General features: G+C 45.7%; 14 protein-coding genes and 3 pseudogenes. 6 read left to right on the top strand and 11 right to left on the bottom strand.

What is annotated here, in order from left to right:
* Positions 1 to 24 precede the first annotated feature (24 nt).
* The 8 genes from PSI22_RS16960 to PSI22_RS16925 are packed head-to-tail and all read right to left on the bottom strand — an operon-like array spanning position 25 to position 9,820.
* On the bottom strand, positions 25 to 1,299 hold the full coding sequence (locus PSI22_RS16960; protein ID WP_080717991.1) for an MFS transporter: 1,275 nt from the start codon (positions 1,297 to 1,299) through the stop codon (positions 25 to 27).
* On the bottom strand, positions 1,292 to 2,614 hold the full coding sequence (locus PSI22_RS16955) for an ATP-grasp domain-containing protein (protein WP_273580768.1): 1,323 nt from the start codon (positions 2,612 to 2,614) through the stop codon (positions 1,292 to 1,294). The genes PSI22_RS16960 and PSI22_RS16955 overlap by 8 nt, the downstream gene beginning before the upstream one ends.
* 19 nt (positions 2,615 to 2,633) lie before the next feature.
* Positions 2,634 to 3,776, bottom strand: a complete 1,143-nt coding sequence (locus PSI22_RS16950; RefSeq protein WP_273580767.1) for a cytochrome P450 — start codon at positions 3,774 to 3,776, stop codon at positions 2,634 to 2,636.
* Positions 3,773 to 4,966 (bottom strand): acyl-CoA dehydrogenase family protein, encoded by a 1,194-nt coding sequence (locus PSI22_RS16945; protein WP_273580766.1) that lies wholly within the window; start codon positions 4,964 to 4,966, stop codon positions 3,773 to 3,775. The genes PSI22_RS16950 and PSI22_RS16945 overlap by 4 nt, the downstream gene beginning before the upstream one ends.
* A 32-nt stretch (positions 4,967 to 4,998) precedes the next feature.
* The gene (locus tag PSI22_RS16940; protein WP_273580765.1) at positions 4,999 to 7,197 is read right to left on the bottom strand and encodes an iron-containing redox enzyme family protein; all 2,199 of its coding nucleotides are present in this window, start codon (positions 7,195 to 7,197) and stop codon (positions 4,999 to 5,001) included.
* Complete coding sequence (locus PSI22_RS16935; protein ID WP_038250425.1) at positions 7,194 to 8,129, bottom strand: beta-ketoacyl-[acyl-carrier-protein] synthase family protein; 936 nt, start codon at positions 8,127 to 8,129, stop codon at positions 7,194 to 7,196. The genes PSI22_RS16940 and PSI22_RS16935 overlap by 4 nt, the downstream gene beginning before the upstream one ends.
* Entirely contained in the window at positions 8,129 to 8,992 is an 864-nt protein-coding gene (locus PSI22_RS16930) for an isocitrate lyase/PEP mutase family protein (protein ID WP_273580764.1), read from the bottom strand. The genes PSI22_RS16935 and PSI22_RS16930 overlap by 1 nt, the downstream gene beginning before the upstream one ends.
* A 21-nt stretch (positions 8,993 to 9,013) precedes the next feature.
* Positions 9,014 to 9,820 (bottom strand): thioesterase II family protein, encoded by an 807-nt coding sequence (locus PSI22_RS16925; RefSeq protein WP_051861384.1) that lies wholly within the window; start codon positions 9,818 to 9,820, stop codon positions 9,014 to 9,016.
* A gap of 284 nt (positions 9,821 to 10,104) precedes the next feature.
* Between PSI22_RS16925 and PSI22_RS16920 the strand changes: the two genes are divergently transcribed.
* Positions 10,105 to 10,800 carry an IS6 family transposase gene (locus PSI22_RS16920; protein ID WP_273580763.1) on the top strand — a complete coding sequence of 232 codons (696 nt, stop codon included), beginning with the start codon at positions 10,105 to 10,107 and terminating at the stop codon, positions 10,798 to 10,800.
* A gap of 184 nt (positions 10,801 to 10,984) precedes the next feature.
* On the opposite strand, the gene PSI22_RS16915 is transcribed toward PSI22_RS16920, so the two are convergent.
* Complete coding sequence (locus PSI22_RS16915) at positions 10,985 to 12,385, bottom strand: ISKra4 family transposase (protein WP_273580762.1); 1,401 nt, start codon at positions 12,383 to 12,385, stop codon at positions 10,985 to 10,987.
* Positions 12,386 to 12,465: 80 nt separating this feature from the next.
* Here PSI22_RS16915 and PSI22_RS16910 point away from each other — a divergent pair, with 80 nt between their 5' ends.
* The 3 genes and pseudogenes from PSI22_RS16910 (at position 12,466) to PSI22_RS16900 (ending at position 14,623) form a co-directional block, all read left to right on the top strand.
* Positions 12,466 to 13,161, top strand: a complete 696-nt coding sequence (locus PSI22_RS16910) for an IS6 family transposase (RefSeq protein ID WP_273580761.1) — start codon at positions 12,466 to 12,468, stop codon at positions 13,159 to 13,161.
* 52 nt (positions 13,162 to 13,213) lie between these two features.
* Positions 13,214 to 13,519 (top strand): annotated as a pseudogene (locus PSI22_RS16905) (DDE-type integrase/transposase/recombinase); the annotation flags it as partial.
* A gap of 354 nt (positions 13,520 to 13,873) precedes the next feature.
* Entirely contained in the window at positions 13,874 to 14,623 is a 750-nt protein-coding gene (locus PSI22_RS16900) for a hypothetical protein (protein WP_038196306.1), read from the top strand.
* Between the two features lie 462 nt (positions 14,624 to 15,085).
* Here the strand turns inward: PSI22_RS16900 and PSI22_RS16895 are convergent, their stop codons facing one another.
* Together PSI22_RS16895 and PSI22_RS16890 are read right to left on the bottom strand one after the other, a co-directional pair.
* Positions 15,086 to 15,781 carry an IS6 family transposase gene (locus PSI22_RS16895; RefSeq protein ID WP_238126733.1) on the bottom strand — a complete coding sequence of 232 codons (696 nt, stop codon included), beginning with the start codon at positions 15,779 to 15,781 and terminating at the stop codon, positions 15,086 to 15,088.
* Positions 15,735 to 16,496 (bottom strand): peptidogalycan biosysnthesis protein, encoded by a 762-nt coding sequence (locus tag PSI22_RS16890; RefSeq protein ID WP_238126734.1) that lies wholly within the window; start codon positions 16,494 to 16,496, stop codon positions 15,735 to 15,737. Before PSI22_RS16890 ends, PSI22_RS16895 begins: the two co-directional genes overlap by 47 nt.
* Before the next feature lie 285 nt (positions 16,497 to 16,781).
* Here PSI22_RS16890 and PSI22_RS16885 point away from each other — a divergent pair.
* Together PSI22_RS16885 and tpx are read left to right on the top strand one after the other, a co-directional pair.
* Positions 16,782 to 17,461, top strand: a pseudogene (locus tag PSI22_RS16885) (IS6 family transposase).
* Between the two features lie 56 nt (positions 17,462 to 17,517).
* A pseudogene (gene tpx, locus PSI22_RS16880) lies at positions 17,518 to 17,723 on the top strand (thiol peroxidase); the annotation flags it as partial.

The raw sequence follows: 17,723 nt of genomic DNA, 5'->3' as shown, positions 1-17,723 counted from the left end.
TTCCTTATACACAAGGAGATACGCTTATTTTGTGGTTTCGTTTACTTCTACGGCGTGATGATTTACGCTTTTCTCTTGGGATTTTACATATTCTTTAGCGTACAAGGCGCAAACTATAGCTGCAAAGAATGAGCCTAACGAGATAACGGGCCATACACCGGAATCCAAATTTAAATAGAGCCAACCGCCAATCACAGGCCCAATAGCAATACCTAAACTAAACATAAAATGGAAACTACCTAAATAGTGAGCTTTAAAATTACTCGGGCCAGCGTTAGCCGGGAATGCAAAGAAAGCAGGGCCGGAAATAATTTCGCCTAATGACCAGATTAACGTACCAACAATCAGTGCTGCCGGCCCAATTGGAACTGCATAGAATGCAACACCAGCCCCAATCAGAGCAAAACCGAACGCCAGCATTTTACGTTTCTCGTAACTCTGGGTTATCTTAGTGATTAATAGTTCGAAACAGATCACTATAATTCCGTTTAGCGATATCGCTAAGGTATACCAGAATAAAGCGATACCTTTATCTTTCACATACATTGGCAATGTGGTGATGTACTGAACAAATACGGCAGAGTGGCAACAAGTCGCCAACAAAAATAGCACGAAGCGTTTATCGGCTAGCACCTGAAGATATCCTCCAGTCACTTGGTTCTGCTGGTTCGTATGTTCCGAGCTATTCACATCGTTGCTGCTTACCTTACCAGGCAAAGTCATCATAGCCAATAATGCATAAGTTCCTGCGATAATCGCCTCTCCCCAAAAGAGATAAGTAAAACTTTCACCGCCCCACTGATACAAGGCGTAACCGATAAGCGGTGCACCTGTGGCGCCAAGATTCAATCCCAAACGATAAATTGCAAAAATCATTGTTTGCCGTTCTGGCGGTGTTTGCTGAGACAACAGTGTCGATGAGGCTGGACGGAACAATTGGGCGCACAGACTTGCCAATGCGACTACGACCAGGATTGCAACAAAGCTATTCAGGTACAAAAGAGCCGCCGTCAATACAGCGGTTGTCCCCATACTGATCATGCTGGCGGTTCGCGGGCCGAATCGCTCACTGATACTGCCGCCAACTAGCGCACCAATGACGGCGCCAATGCCATAAACAGTCAGCGCAATAATCGTTTGCTGGTGGGAGTACCCCAGTGAAATAAGGAAAATCACGATGAATATCTGCAAAAAACCGGACAAGCGATTAATCATCACGCCTAGCAGAATAACCTTTGAAGAAAGCGGACTTTGGGAAAAAGTTTCCCACACACCCGGCGCAGTTGATTGATTAATCATAATATTCCTCAATCTCTAACGTAATTTTTAATTTAATTTCTGTTTCCAACTGATCCAACTCAGTGATACTTGTAGCATCAATAAAGAACGCAACGGCACGGTCGTCGGAAGATCGTAGAGGATAGAGTCTCTCTCCACGCTTTTTGTGCACGAAAATGGCGCGTAATGTTGGGGCGTCTTGTGGTGAACCTGCGGGAATATCCGGCCAGGTATTATTGTCATTAAGCCAAGTGACTTTGACACCCGGCCAGTCAATACGCACATCAATTAACATGCCAGGGCGGTGTTCCAGATAGACCTGACGGGCAAACCTTCTCGGTTCGGGATAATGAGCCGTTTCACCCAGCATGATTTTCAGTATCGTAGGCTCAAGCGGTTCACCGCAGGCGAGTTGGTATAACGGCAAAATGCCATCTCCAGGCGTACGCGCGGCGATCTCCATCAGGTAAGGTTTACCGTCACGGCCCACACGCCACTCGGAATGCGCTATTCCGTCAGCAAAAGCTAAATCTTCCAGCACATCGCGTGCAGCCCGAATCAGCATCGCGTTTATCGGTTCCTGGTTTGGTACCGTATGGGCTAATTCGACAAATGCGTCGCTATGCGTATCTGTCGTTACCTTATGCGTCACTGATGAGAACAGGACATGGCCATTTTGGCTTAGGGATTCTACGGAGTATTCTTGCCCATCGATTCTTTGCTCCAGCAATAGCGTTTCATAGGTAGGGTATTCCTGTAGTGCCTGGTGGGCCTGTCCTGCATTGCTTACGCTGATAACGCCTGAGGATGAATGCCGTGTCGCAGGCTTGATGATCATCGGATAAGGCATATCTTCAAATAAGGTGTCAGCACGTTTTTCTGGCGGTACCACCAACGATACTGGGCTATAGCGGTCGAGATAGAAGCGCTGTAGGTATTTGCTGCGGCACACGCGGGTCGCCCGCAGACCGGGAGAGCGGATATCCAAAGCATCCGCAAATATTCCTGTTGGTTCGACTAATGTCTCACCGACCGCAAATGCACCGATGATGTGATAGCGTTGACACCATTCCTGTAATGCGGCGATCACGCTGGGGTTGAAGGATGTCTCTCGATCCAAGGCCCCATCAACATAGGCAACATCCGAGATAAGTGAGACGAGACTTTGGCTATCAGCACGTGCCTTTTCAACATGCGGCCGATAAGAGACTGGGGTCACAATGAGAATAGCCAACCCACGCTTGTTAATTTCATTAAGATACATTGAGTTACGAAAAATTACCCAAAATGCACCTGTTAAGACGAAAGCCTGAGGTAATGATGTTCTAACGTTCATTCACGAGCCTCGGAAAGTGTTAAAGAATTAATTCAGGAATACGAGCATTCCCCGATGGTAAATAGCCTGTATGTTGCACTTGGCCAATTGCCTCGGGGTTATATCGTTGCATAGCATCGAGCATGCCACAGGTAATAGCCTGGGCCAGGCTAGCGCCCGGGCAGCGGTGACGACCATCGCTAAAGCTGAAGCTGGTAGCCTCTGCACGGTCTAAAATGAACTCTTGGGGATAAGTGTTGATTGCCGGATCTCGATTGGCCGCTGCAAACAACAGTAAGACCGTTTGTCCAGGTTCCACAACATGACCACAGTAAGCAAAGGCCTCTGTCGCAAAGCGGCGTGTGTTTTGAATGGACGCATCGAAGCGGGAAACTTCTTTGACAAACTCAGGGCATGCATCAGCTAACTGGATCTTGGGATAACGTTGCGCAGCTAACAGAGCGTTACCAATCAACCCGGCGGTCGCATCATAGGTTTGTGAAAGAAAACCGATGGCATTGGCGATCAGAGGCGCTCGCTGCGTCCATTCCTGCGACACAGCGGTTTGCAATAAGGCCGATAGCAACGTCCCCTGTCTTGCCTTCTCTATTTCTTTACCAAAGTATGCGAGCAGCTGCTCCGCAGCCTTGCTGGCACGCGCTTGTTGTTCTGCATTAGCGGTGGCAGGAATGCACAAAACAAATTCGGCGATCAGCGCAACGATATCCGGTACTTCTTCGGGAATAAAACCGCATAATGTAGCCACTACGCTTGCAGGTACGGAAAATAACCATGCGTTAAGTTCTGTTCCCTGCCGTAACTGCATCACAGCAAGTTCCATCGCGAGGCGACGAACCTGCTGCAAATCAGCCGACGATAGCGCTTGGATAATGACCGATTTAATCCGTTGTTGATATTCATTTTCCCGCATACGCACCAGTTGTCTGAATATTTCCCCTGCAGGCGTATCGACGATCCCCGATGGAATCGGTTGCGCACTTGGTCGCACCTGCATGTGCGGCGCAGCCAGCACCGCACGAACAGACGCAGCATCAGCAGCAACCCAAAGCTTTAATTCGCTGTCGAAATAAAAGGGACGCTCACGCGTAAGCTCAGCATAATAGGGATAAGGGTCATCAAGCTGGATGGCCCGAAGCGGATTCATAGCGGTTACTATCGTCATTGCAAATCTTCTCGATGTTGTACACGGTGGGCATCCAGTGTAGATGCAATATTCATAAGTAGCGTTTCAGAAGAGCCTTCATAGATACGCAATGGGCGAATTTGGCGATACAAACGCTCTAATTGACTTCCAGCAACTACGCCGGCAGCGCCCAGAATCTGTATTGCGTCGTCGACAATTTTACCAGCCTGTTCGGTGGCGAAATATTTTGCCACGGCGGAATATTTGGCAAATGTCCGGCCGTGGTCCAGATGCCAGGCGGCCTGAGCCGTTAGCAAAGATGAAGCGGAAAGCGCGATCTCCATTTTTGCCAACGCCGCTTTAACCATCTGCAGATCCAGCAAGCGCCCTTGATAGATTTTACGCTGCAAGGCGTGGCGCAAGGCGATATCAACGGCACGGCGGGAGAAACCAATGGCTGCCCCGCCGACAGTCATGCGGAAACGGTCCAAAATATCGAGTGCGATAATGAAGCCTTGTCCTGATTTACCCAGTATGTTTTCCATAGGTACGCGTACGTTGTCAAAACGCAGGTGTGCCCAAGAGCGTGGGGCAATAGCACCAAGAGTAGTATGGCTAACGCCGGGCAGAAAAGCATCGACAATGAAAGCGCTTAAGCCTAATGCGCCGGGACCCTCACCAGTTCGAGCTATCACAATCAGACAATCGGCAATATCACCTTGTGCAATCCAGGCTTTTTGGCCATTAAGCACGTAGCTATCTCCCTGACGTTTCGCACTCAATGTCACGGCAGCGACATCTGAACCAGCCTGTAACTCGGACAATGCGAATGCGGCAGCCCATTCACCTTCCGCTAGGCGAGGTAAATAATGCTGGCGCTGTTTTTCAGTGCCAAAACGCTGAATGACGCTTCCACTTAATGACTGTATTGAATAGGCGAAATCGAGTAGATCATCAAAATAAGCCAACGTCTGACGAAACAAACACAACGAGCGAGCATCCGAAGTGGGTGTAGCCTCCTGGCTAATAAGGTGGCGCAACCAACCTGCCTGACCAAGCAGTTTAAGCATGGCTCTGGCCTGTTGAGAACTGTTATATTTTGACAGTGAATTCAGCGTGGTTTGCTGTTGTTGACACCAGGCATCCAGGCGAGTGACATGCTCAACATGCTCCGGCTGATAAAGAGGTAATTTAAGTATCGCAATATCATGGCTAATTAATTGATTCACAAAATGATCCTTTATTTATTTTAACGATATATTTAGATCACTAATTCGCTGTAATTCTCACTGGGTACAGCATGGTTTTTGGTAAGATCGGTTTCTAAGAAGTAGGCAAATGAAGCATACCCGCGCCAAATACGCCGCCAACGATGTTGCAACTCTTCTTCGTCGAGCATTGCTCTTAGGTTCTCTAGATAAGCAATGATTAAATCAATGGATTGCCGAGAATGCCCGGCGGAAAAATTATCTATGGTGAGGTGCGCTTCTTCATAAATTGTGTCAAAACCATAATGTCGGAGTTTTTGAATTTCATGCATGCGCATTTCGCCTAACCCCAACATTTCTATTCCTAAGTTATAGCCCAGCAACTCTTCATAAAACGTATCGGGGAAAAGTGACATGCCGAGTTGATGTAAGGAAAAAGCATAGGTGTCTGGCAACTCGTCCTGTTGGCAGAACATTTTTTCCCGAATATGAGGAAGCTGAATGCCCATGCTATTAATAACGCGTAAAATCAATGTAATATGATTTTTTTTCACATCACCAAGCCCCATCTCATCGGCATAAATGGCTAGCATCATGCCATCTGAATCGCGATGATAACGAAGCGTTCCACCAAACTTATGCGCCCAGGCACCGTCGATCATGCTGCCTAACGCCATCAGTTTTTGATTGAAAATCACGCTTTCACGATCGGGAATTTGGGTTAGCCGCTTGTAGGGCTGAACTAATTTATCCCAATAGATTTCGTCAGTTCGCATCCGTAAAGCAGAAGGAGAAAAGTCAAAATAGCTGGCGTCGGTATAACGACCCTGACTCCCGATGGTGAATAAAATCTCAGCCTGTTGCAGAGTCTGTGATACCTGCGTTTTAATAGCCTCAAGATGGTTGGCAAAACGCTCGATATTCACCAGACGGAAGAAGAGTTCACGATCGTCAGGCAAAGCCGCCCTTTGCCAGTTAACCAGCGTATCCAAAGATTGACTGCGGCAATGAACACGCCAATGCGAAGCCCGTTCTGCGCCGGCTTCCATCTCGGATGTTAGCTCAATCTCGCTGTCGGTTTCGCGGGCGTTCTTTATCCAGCGAGCCATCGTTTCCGCTTCTTCCCGGCTAAAAATACCGAACATCGAACCGCCAAAGCGAATGGCCTTCTGGAAACTACATGTCCTGCTGCCATCTGAGCGTTGACGCAAATAAGGAGAGCGTCTGAAAGCCATCAAAAACACGGTGATATCGGGTGTGTCACCGTCAAACCAATCAGGTAGAGATTGTTGTTCCACTTTGATTCGCTGATGTTGTTTGCCAGCAAAAGGCATATGGCGTCTAATAATTTCAGCCATACGATCGTCCAAAGTGCGCAGCTCCAGCTGATTTTTCAGCTCCAGCAACATGGCGCTGTGATCTAACTCTAACGTCACGAAAGCCGAGATCGCTCGCAGTAGACGCTGAATGTCGGCCTCACCACTCGGCGAATTCTGGCACAGTGAAAGATAGGTATCGAGCAATGTTTCAAGCTGTTGCTCACTTATTAGCGCCGCCATCCCCAGCAAGGCATCATCAAAGCCGAGGGAATAATAAGCGTAGTGAAAGCCAATAATCTCAGGTAAATAACTAGCCGGCAGCCGCGAAATAGCAAGCCAGAATGTAGCCTGCCAAACCGTTAACTCCGTTGTGCGTAGGTTGGACAAGACACCTGAGGTATAAACCCCGGGGATATGGATGTCTAACTCGGCGAAACGGCGATAACGCCGCTGCTGCTGGCTATTATTTATTTCCCCATGACCCTTTAGCTGGAAATTATGACCACTAAGCTGGCAAACGATTAATGCTGGTTCCGTTGCTGGTTGCGAGACATAATCCAACCAGCATCCGGCCAACAATGACAATAATGCACGCTGTTGAAAAATTAGTTTACGTTCACTCGCCTCCAAAAGGTCAAATTGTTTGATACGCTGCTGCAAAGTCTCTTTGGCTTGTGTTAGATAGCTTTCCAACATTTGCATTGAATCCAAGGGTCGTTCTTTTTTGGTCACCGAGGAGTTAAGCAATGTTTCCAACAGTTGCAGGGCCAACAGTTGCTGATCTTCACTTTCCAAATCCTCAGCAAATAATAGATAGAAATCATTTACCGAGCCTGTTGCCAATCGTGTCTGCAGTTTGGTCTGTGCATCTGGCGAGAAATGAAATCTTCCCTGCGGTAACGAAGTTGTTCCGTCAATATTTAGAGACGTCATTTCTCGGTATCCATTTGTAATAACAATGAAGCCCTTGCTCCAGGAACGCTTGCCGCTAACTGGAATAATCCACCGTGCGGTAACTCCCCTTGTGCCTGAGCGTCGATTAAGTTAATTAGCGGATCTGCTGCAAAGCAGTGGCCAATACGCATAATATTATTGGTATACAGCTGCGATGCCTGATAACCAGCCTGCATCTCCTTCAAATTGCATATGGGGAGATAAACATTCGTATGAAATAGACGATTAACGTCAGATATTAAGATCTGAGCGTCATGGAATAAGGCCTGATTTACGGCTTTACTCAATTCAACAGAGAGACCTTGTGAGAGCTGTCCCAAATCCTGTTTTTCGGCATTAGCTATGATTGAAAAGCCAGGACGAGGATCACTATCGATACATACCAAACAACTTGCGGCGCCATCCGAGAACAACGCAAAATTTTCCATACGTTCTTCTTCATTCACTATGCAATCGCTGGTAACTACAAGAGCTTGTTTAGACTGACCAGAGGCTATGCGCGCTTGAGCTAGACGCAACCCCTTGATTAAATTTGTACACCGCCCGAGCGTAACGCCGATAATTTCCGTGTGTTCCAAATTCAGAGGGCAAGCAACCTCACGTAAAAGACTAATATGTTCATTCGGCCGATCGGGAAAGTACGTGCTGCAGAAGATTAGTGTATCGATGTCTTGATGATGAACGTTGGCTGACAACAGTGTTTTTTTGGCCGTAGCGACAGCCATTTCAGCGACAGAATGCGAGTTTTTATGCACAGTTCCCCATCCCCATAGAGTGGGCTCCGGTGCCATTGAGAAATTCGCCGCACGTTGTTGCCACTGTACAATTTCATGATATGGTAACACCTGTTCACCCAAAAGATACTGTGGTGCAATTAACTTCGCCTTTTGGTAATAATCGAAAGAATACATTAAATTTTATTCTCCGCTAGTAATGCACCAACGTCGAAATAGCCAATAGCATGGTCAAGGAAATTACAGCTACCCTGCTGTTGGAGTTCTTGCAAAGCCCTGACAAAGCCACCTAATGCAGCGCGTGATAGTGCCGACCCTAGACTTACACGAGTGACGCCTAAAGAGAATAATTCATCAACGGACAATCGATTCCCTGCCCCCAACAAAACATTCACAGGAGTATTTATTGCACGACACACGGCTAGGATAGACTCTGCGTCAGGCAAGGCTGGAGCATAGAGTACATCAGCTCCGGCTCTCTCATATGCCTTTAGTCTTGCGATGGTATCTTTCAGATCATGAACTCCATAAAGATAGTTTTCAGCGCGAGCAGTAAGTGTAAAGGGGAACGGTAACTGTTTTACCGTATCAACTGCGGCCTCAACTCGTGAAATGGATGTCGACAAGTCGTAAATCGGGAATTGCCGATTCCCTGAGTAGTCCTCGATAGAACCTCCTACTGCACCACATGCAGCAGCATCAAGAATAGTTTTCTTTATGTCATCAGGGTGCTCGCCAAACCCATCTTCCAGATCGATTGAAACAGGCAGTTCAGTTGCACTAACAATAAACTGTGCATTGTCTAATGTTTCCTGACGTGTCACCGCCATAGATCTATCCAATTTACCTAATGTAAAGGCCAAGCCAGCACTGGTCGTTCCCAGAGCCTTGAATCCTGCATTTTCCATCAATATTGCGGTTCCGCGATCCCAAGGATTTGGCATGATAAAAGAGGAACCCTTTGTATGCAGTCGTTTGAACGCCTCTCCCTTTTGAATTCTTCTATCCAATACATTATTTTCTTTTTTATTATTCGACATATCATTACACCAAGAAAAAAATTAGATAATCAACAATTGGTTTTCTTCATTATTATTGATTACCATTTCATTGATTGATTTTATTATTTCAAGTCTATTTTTATTTAAATAAAAATGGTCACCATCAGCAACTTGACATCCTTTAAATTCGTGCGTTAATAATTGCCATTCCATTATAGCTTCTTGTGAAACATGTGGGTCATCCTTCCCAACAATTCCCCAAATAGGCGTTTTTATTTTCTCAGTTTCTTGATATCTGTATTTAGCTATCAGGTGGAAATCTTTCTTTAATCTAGCTGAGACAATTTCAGCAGAGAATTGACTATCAAGTATTTTTTCATCAATTCCATTAAAGAAATGCATTTCACTGGCAAATTTTTCATCACTCATTTTTGACATTGCTAGAACCCTCTCCGAGGGAACATTCTGCGGAGAAGCACTTGCTGAAACAATAAGTCCCTTGGCATGGTTCTTTAGTTTTCTCGCTACTTCATAGGCAACAATGGCTCCCATGCTATGTCCAAAGAAGTAGAAATCATCAGCCGCAACTTTATCAATTTCAGCTGCAAGCTCTGTTGTTAGAATATCAATGCTGTATGGGGATGGTTCTTTGTATCTGCGCCATGAACCTGGTATACAAACTGCTTTTATACAGATATTTTTTGGCAGTTCCTGTTGCCAGGACAGATATGACTCTGCATTGCCTCCTGCATGCGGAAAACAATAAATTATTTTGTCGGGCAATTTTTCTTGATGAGTAGAATAAAACCAAGGAAGATGACCTTGGGTAGTCGCAGTTGTTTCTTGTTTCCATGCACTATCTATCATATATCATTCTCTTATGATTATTTTAAATTAACCACCAATTTAAAACTGGTGGAATTTATCCTAATGAGCGTTAATATAAATCAGTGTATGTAACTATATGTTAATAAAACATGATTATCGTTAAATAAAATGAGGAGTTAATCAATAAATATTTAACAAAATGGAGGCGTATATCACAATAAAATTTAACTTAAGTGACTTGCATTCACATAATAAGTGCAACCTACAGGTTCTGTCGCATTAAAGGGAGCTCAGGTAATATGTGCCCTTTTGCAGAGTGAGCCGTGTCTTTAATTCGAAAAACCTTCAAACGTTTACATTATCCCGTTGATATCATCGCTCAGTGTGTCCGCGGGTACCTATCTTATGCGCTAAGCCTGCGCAATCTCGAAGAGATGATGACTGAGCGCGGTATTGAGGTCGACCATTCCACTCTGTATCGCGGGGTTATCCGGCTTACCCCATTGCTGGGTCAAGCTTTTCGTCGACATAAACGTCCTGTGGGTCGTCGCTGGCGCATGGACGAAACCTCTATCAAAATCAAAGGGCAATGGCGTTACCTCTACCGTGCGGTCGACTCGGATGGGAATACTGTCGACTTTCTGTTGACGGTTCATCGGGATAAGCCAGCCGCGTTGCGTTTTTTCAAAAAGGCGATGCGTCAGCACGGACAACCTGAGGGGGTGACCCTGGATAAGAGTGGCGCCAACAAAGCCGCGCTAGACAAGTTAAATCAGGGAAAACCGAAGGATAACGACATCATTATCCGACAGAATAAGTCCCTGAATAATCTGATTGAACAGGATCACCGCAACGTCAAACGGCGAACACGTCCTATGCTGGGGTTCAAAAACTTCAAACGAGCCCGGACCGTGTTGGCAGGGATTGAATGGGTCTGTATGTTGCGCAAAGGACAATACCGACAAAAAGAAGGGGGTCCGATTTCACCCGCGGCATTTTTCTATCAATTAGCTGAGTAAAAATCAATCACCTCATCTTCATTCATACTTTCTTTGTTAATGCGACAGAACCCTTAATTGTCATAATTCCCTCGATCACTTTGATTTTGTTTCTTGCATACATTATTATTGGTGTGTTAATTATTCACACAAGGGTGTCATTATGTCACGTACTACCAGTAGAGCATAAAAATCTGTGGGGCATTTATGCGGCAACCGATTCTGTCCAACAATGCTCCGTTTCGTCACCTAATTTTATGCCCGGATACCAGTGCCCAAATTGGGTTTTCAAATCATCATTCAGTACGGCTGTGCGTGTCTGGATTAAATAATGCGCACCTTGCTGACTCCATTGCATCTGCTGCTTTTTCACCATCCGTTTAGCGATGACTTCATTGATTGTCGATTCAACAAATGAAGAGGAAATGGGTTCACCATATCGGTACATTTCACCGTAATTCGGGATCATCATGCTGTTATTTTTAATATAGGTGTACATTTCATCGAAATGTTTTGACAATGATTTCTTATTTTCATAATGCGAGATGTCCTCATCACACATCGCAGCACAATCATCCAAGTGTTCTAATGCCTTAATCACATTTCCATGCCAAATATACCATTTTGTACGGGTTAACGAGTCCAATAATTCTGCACCGAGTTCCGGGGCGTTTTTCGATACCCCTTTGGCATATTGTTTTAATACGGTCAGGCGCATCGTGATATGAAACCAGTCGAGCACGTGTTGGGATTCGGGGTATAAGTTAAATTGCAGATCCCTGAGGTTATCAGCGCCATCTGATAAGAAAGTAATTTGTTGATTAGCCTGCATTCCCTGTAAAGATAACTGGGCAATGAGTTTTCTTCGGGGATGATTTTCCAGACATTGCACAAAACCAAAACGTTTGGTCGGAACATTAGCTGCGAATGATTTTCCGGCGATGACTTCTAAATGATGTTTTCTGTCGTCCCGATTTCTGACGTAGCCTCCATCAATGCCCACCGTCATCGGTTTTCCCGGTTTAGGTAAGTTTTCCCATTCTCTGGGATCTCCGAGGAGAAAATCAGGTAACCCCTCTAATTCGGCCTCTTGTCTCTTGGCTGTCTGGCAAAGATGATTTCTGACGGTGGCGGCATTAACGTGTTCTCCCACTGGAAGAATATCTTTGAGCAGATTAGCGGTCAATCCATAAGACATCAGTGAAGCCCACCGAGTTTCTATATACCTGAGTTCCGGGTGAGTATGCGTATCACACCAGTGATTGAGCAAGCTAACGGTTTGGGTTAAATGTTTCTCACAAGCGCACCGGTAAACCCGAAATCCCTCCACGGGAATAATGCCAAACAAGGTACGGTATTGAATGGTCTGTTTGCCTTTTATCCGCCGGTTTCGTTGACAATGAGGACAAGCACGATGTTCATTCAGGTATTCAGCCGCCTGTTTTTGGATCACCGATTGCTGGATAGCATTCAAAAGCAATTTGGATTCAGACAAGGAAAGCCCAATATCATTGGGGGAATCCTTCTGTTTTTCTATCGTGAATAGTGTCTCAGTATGACTGTGACCTGATTTATCGGCCACCACTATTTGGATCGTGAATTGCATGATGCTGTCCTCCCGGGGTGGTTCTGTCGCATTAACGGAACTTCAGGTAAACTTCCCGGTTTTTGCGCGAGTTCCAAACGATGCCCCTGAGCCGAAACGCCTTTAAACGTCTCCATTATCCCGTCGATATCATTGCTCAATGTGTCCGTGGGTATTTGGCCTACGCCCTGAGTTTGCGTAACTTAGAGGAAATGATGGCTGAACGGGGGATTGCCGTTGATCATTCTACCCTTTCCCGTTGGGTTCATCGTCGGGTTCCGTTGCTTGTGAAACGTTATCGGCGGTGCAGGCCTGATGTTGGGCATCGCTGGCGAATGGATGAAACCGATATCAAAATCAAAGGCCAATGGAAATATTTGTATCGAGCTGTGGACTCAGACGGCAAGACAGTGGATTTTTTGTTGACGGCTCGTCGGGATAAGTCGTCGGCCTTGCGTTTCTTCAAAAAGGCGATGCGTCAGCATGGCCAACCGGACGTGGTGACAATGGATAAAAGCGGTGCCAATAAAGCCGCAGTGGATGAATTAAATCAAGGAAAGCCAAAAGAGGAAGCCATTGTTATCCGGCAAAACAAATACCTCAATAATCTGATTGAACAGGATCACCGCAACATCAAACGGCGAATACATCCCATGCTGGGATTTAAACATTTCCGGCGATTTCAAACGTTATTGAGCGGTATTGAATTGGTCAGTATGTTACGTAAAGGACAATATCCGCAAGAACCAGAGTGTTTTCTTTCACCCGCCGACTTTTTCTATCAATTGGCTGCATAAAAAACAATTACATCATTTTCTCTTGCTAGCGCTCTGTTAATGCGACAGAACCCCTGAGGTCGTGACCCTTGATAAAAGTGGCGCGAATACCACTGCACTGGCGACGCTCAACGCCGATAGACCCAAAGAGGAAACCATCCCTGTCCGACAGAGTAAATACCTGAACAACTGAGTGGAGCAAGATCACCGCAATATCAAACGTCGGATACGGCCGATGTTAGGCTTTAAATCGTTTCGCCGGGCCCAAACGATTTTAGCGGGGATAGAGCGCGTTTCGATGCTGCGTAAAGGGCAATACTCACAATCAGAAGATAAGACATTGTCACCGGCAGAGATGTTTTATCGATTGACTGAATAAAGAGTAACCCACTCCACATTGACTCAGATTTTCTCTGTTAATGCGACAGAACCCATGGAATGAATTTGAGTAACCTGCATACTCTTTGGTTGTATTAAATTTGTACATAAAAATACTCAAGCCGGACTCATGTCCGGTTATCCTCTTTGTTTTTTCAAACAGCAGCTTTGTTAGCGGTACTCATCCATCCCAGTACCGTTTTCTGATGTTTATTCAAACAATATCATGTTGTTGAATATTTCTAACTTTCCCAAACTGAGTTTATTTTCAAATATTTTTGATATTAGTCACAGAAAAAATAGTTTTAATTAGTTATTAATTATCTGCATTTTTAAGAACGAATAGGTAGATAAGATGGGTAATTTTATAAGTAGAAAATTTCGGCAAGGTCAACAGTTACGCTTATTTCCACGGTCATTGAGGCGTGATGAAGGATGCATTGAAGAGCATGATGAGGAAGTGTGCGCTAGGGATCAATGGGTATCTAATCGGATACACCGTCATTGCGAATATGCACCAGAAAACGCGCTGACAAACCTCCATAAAACGTACGCAGATAGAGGGAAAATAATTAATTATAATTGCTTGGACGCATTTAATACTAAACGCGATCCTGTAGGTAAAGGGCGCAGACTTGCTATGCAGCAACCCCATGCTCAATTGGATGAAATCTATATCCTTGAGCGCACGCACTGCCAATTACAAGGAGATGGTGACGCTCATTATTTTATGAAAAGTATAGAACCAATAACGCTACATGTCCCAGATGGTCATTATCTATACGTTATTTACACCGATATGCCTCTGACAGTTATATGTGGTCTTTATGATCCTAATCGGATTCCTACTATAGGTCATACGTCATTAATAAAAGGCAGGATTCGATTGTATGGCAAGAATAAAAATATTTCTCAGCTAGATGATAAAGATATTGACTATGCAAAATACCCTGTATTGTTGGCAGGAGAGCTATTTTTCGATGATGGTCGATTGACTATGTGGAATAATCGGAGTGGTCATTATTTTCCTAAAGGGGATAAGGTTGTCTTAAACGCCACTAATTGCATATTGCCCCAAAAGTTATTTAGACAAGTCTGGGGATAAAGTCGGCCGTATTCCTTAATGGTAGATTAGTGTTGCTAATGAAATTCTTTATCACATGAGAATGTGAATTCCGTGGCGCGATCTGCCTTCCAAATCAGATTTTGGGATTGCTGATAAACGATATAATAGTCAGCGTTTGAAGAATGTTATTGAAAAACAAAAGCCGCTTCCGGTGATCCCTTATCATAGAAATAGCGAAGTGAAAGTTCAGCGTTATCTCGTTGCTTTTTATTTTTGGTTATGGTAAAAGTATTCCAATTATTAAGTCTACTTATATGAGGGTTCGTAGTATATCACATAGTAGGGGTTTTCTGACCATCAATGGCATTCGGTTAAATCCTTATCGGCGCATCAAAAGAATTCCATCGTGTTCTGGGTTTCATCCATTTCCGTGGGTAGTGCCTCTCTGGGGTTCTGTCGCATTAACAGAGAAAGTACGAGTGAAGATGAGGTGATTGATTTTTACTCAGCTAATTGATAGAAAAAGGCTGCCGGTGAAATCGGACCCCCTTCTTTTTGTCGGTATTGTCCTTTGCGCAACATACAGACTAATTCAATCCCTGCCAACACGGTCTGGGCTCGTCTGAAATTTTTGAATCCCAGCATAGGATGTGTCCGCCGTTTGACGTGGCGGTGATCCTGTTCAATCAGATTATTAAGAGACTTATTCTGCCGGATAATGATGTCGTTATCCTTTGTTTTTTCCTTGTTTAACTCGTCCACTGCGGCTTTATTGGCGCCACTTTTATCCATCGTCACTCCGTCGGGTTGTCCATGCTGGCGTATGGCTTTCTTAAAGAAACGCAAGGCGGCTTCCTTATCCCGATGGGCGGTCAACAAAAAATCAACCGTATTGCCGTCTGAATCCACCGCCCGGTAAAGGTAACGCCATTGCCCTTTGATTTTGATATCAGTTTCATCCCTTCGCCACCGACGCCCAACGGCGGGCTTGCTCCGCCGATAACGTTTGACCCTCAACGGGATCAGGCGATGAACCCAGCGAGAGAGCGTGGAATGATCGACGGTTATCCCCCGCTCAACAAGCATTTCCTCGAGATTACGCAAGCTCAGGGCATAGGCCAGATACCAACGAACACACTGGGCGATAATATCAACAGGGTAGTGCAGACGTTTGAACGCTTTTCGGATCAGGGGCATCGCTCTGGACTCGCTCAAAAACAGGGGAGCTTACCTGATGATCGCTTAATGCGACAGAACCCGTTTTGGCTCTAAGGGCGGAAATGGACAGCCGGCATTCACAGCTCCCGTTTTTCGCCACGTAATCTAACGAGTCGTAATAGGTCAGCACGAAATAACGGAAGTCGTTATCGTCTATCTGATAATTCGAACCGTAATAACGGGCATGAAGGGTTTCACCAAAACGGTAGAAGATGGTTACCCCCAAGATCTGCTCACCGCGTTTGGCTACAGCAGCCACCGCAGTGTTGATGACTGAGGATTTTTTTTGTCCATCAAATATTCGCTGCATCCAGTCAATACCTTGATGGCTACCGTATTTTCCCCGGTTATTAGTAATAAGTTCTGCCGCCGCCTCCAGTAGATAATCGTCCAGTCGGCACCATTCCACTCGGTTCCCTAAGCGGGAAAAGGCGGCCAGTTCCGCGTTGGTTCTTACCCTGTGGTGGGAGCACAATTGTTGTAATTGCGAATCAAGCCCCCCGGCCGGTACCGATAGGGTCGCTTCCGCTGAATGCATCAATACCCGAGCATGGGGATAGTAACGGGCAACCTCGAGGGCCTGATGCAGCGGCATAAAAGGCATAATCGTTGCGTAATATCCACGGGTCCCGGCCAACTGGGCAAGCATTTCAGCCATGGCCGACAATGTTTCACCCCGGCGGCCCCCCTGCACGCAGGGGATTTCATTGTGCGTGGAACGGCGGGCCCCGCCCCACAAGAAGGGGGGTTGCCAAGGACCGTCCAATCCGGGGAAGTAGTCTGGCAGATAGAACAGCCCGGACTGATCTTCGCCACCCCAGAGTGCGCAACCGCCTAACAATCCCGCATTGCCGTACAGAGTAAAAACGTCTCCCTTGCCCAAGGCGTAATCCAGCCCACCTAACCAGCCGTGACGGTTCTGTTGCAATAAGCAAAGCCTTGGTAATATCTCACTTATTTGTTGATAAAGGTGTCGTCAATGTCGTTGATACGAAAAGCCTTCAAACGGTTACATTACCCCGTTGATATCATTGCCCAGTGTGTCCGTTGGTACTTGGCCTATGCCCTAAGTCTACGCAATCTCGAAGAGAGGATGACCGAGCGAGGAGTACGTGTTCATTCTACCTTATCCCGTTGGGTTATCAGGCTCACACCATTACTGGGTAAGGCCTTTCGTCGACATAAACGTCCCGTGGCTCGTCGCTGGTGTATGGATGAAACCTATATCAAAATCAAAGGTCAGTGGAAATACCTGTATCGGGCGGTTGATACCTCCGGTCAAACTATTGATTTTTTATTGACCGCCAACCGAGATACCGCTGCCGCTTTGCGTTTTTTCCGTAAAGCCCTACGCCACCACGGGGAGCCTGACATCATCACCCTTGATAAGAGTGGGGCCAACACCGCAGCCATCGCCTTGCTGAATACCGATAAATCAAAGGAAAAAACTATCAAAATCCGCCAGAATAAGTACCTCAATAAGATCATCGAAACATTAAACGTCGGATACGGCCGATATTAGGCTTTAAATCATTTCGCCGGGCCCAAACGATTTTAGCGGGGATAGAGCTCGTTTCGATGCTGCGTAAAGGGCAATACTCACAACCTGAAGATAAGATATTGTCACCGGCAGCGATGTTTTATCGATTGGCTGAATAAAGAGTAACGAACTCCACATTGACTTAGACTTTCTCTGTTAATGCAACAGAACCACATTAAGCCACTACGCAGGTAAACGTAAAGTGCTTAATATCTTCCCAAGCATTGATACCGGTGTTTGTGCCACATCTGTCCGTAAATTCAACCAACTTGCCAGCGAATTGGATAATACTGTTGTATTGTGCGTTTCAGCCGATTTGCCTTTTGCTCAGTCTCGTTTTTGTGGCTCTGAAGGCCTGTCCAATGTTGTCACCCTTTCTAC

This window comes from Xenorhabdus aichiensis, assembly GCF_028598775.1.
Taxonomy (GTDB): Bacteria; Pseudomonadota; Gammaproteobacteria; order Enterobacterales; family Enterobacteriaceae; genus Xenorhabdus; species Xenorhabdus bovienii.
Note: the sequence above shows the minus strand (reverse complement) of the source record. Positions and strands in the feature narration are given on the sequence as shown.